1 protein-coding gene is annotated in these 329 nt (G+C 69.3%); it reads left to right on the top strand.

Annotation, left to right across the window (positions count from 1 at the left end; all coding sequences use genetic code 11):
- A partial coding sequence (locus tag HA43_RS18555; RefSeq protein WP_128083833.1) for a DEAD/DEAH box helicase occupies window positions 1-329 on the top strand: 329 nt, incomplete at both ends.

Here is a 329-nt window from a genome sequence, read left to right as displayed (position 1 = left end):
GCCGGCCATCACGCTCCGTTGCGGGATCCGCAGCGGCGATACCCCGGCGCGCGAGCGGGCAGCGCTGCGCCGCCATCCGCCCGATATCTTAATCACCACGCCAGAGTCGCTCTATCTGCTGCTCACCTCGCAGGGGCGCGATACGCTGCGCGGCGTCACCAGCGTCATCGTTGATGAAATTCATGCGCTGGCGGGCAACAAACGCGGCGCCCATCTGGCCCTGTCGCTGGAGCGGCTCGATGCGCAGCTGGCCCGGCCGGCGCAGCGTATCGGGTTATCCGCAACGGTCAACCCGCCGGAGACCGTGGCGCGCTTTCTGGCCGGTCGCC

The organism is Pantoea eucrina (assembly GCF_002095385.1).
GTDB classification, from domain to species: domain Bacteria; phylum Pseudomonadota; class Gammaproteobacteria; order Enterobacterales; family Enterobacteriaceae; genus Pantoea; species Pantoea eucrina.
The sequence above is the reverse complement of the archived record's forward strand: the minus strand, read 5'-3'. Positions and strand labels throughout refer to the sequence as shown.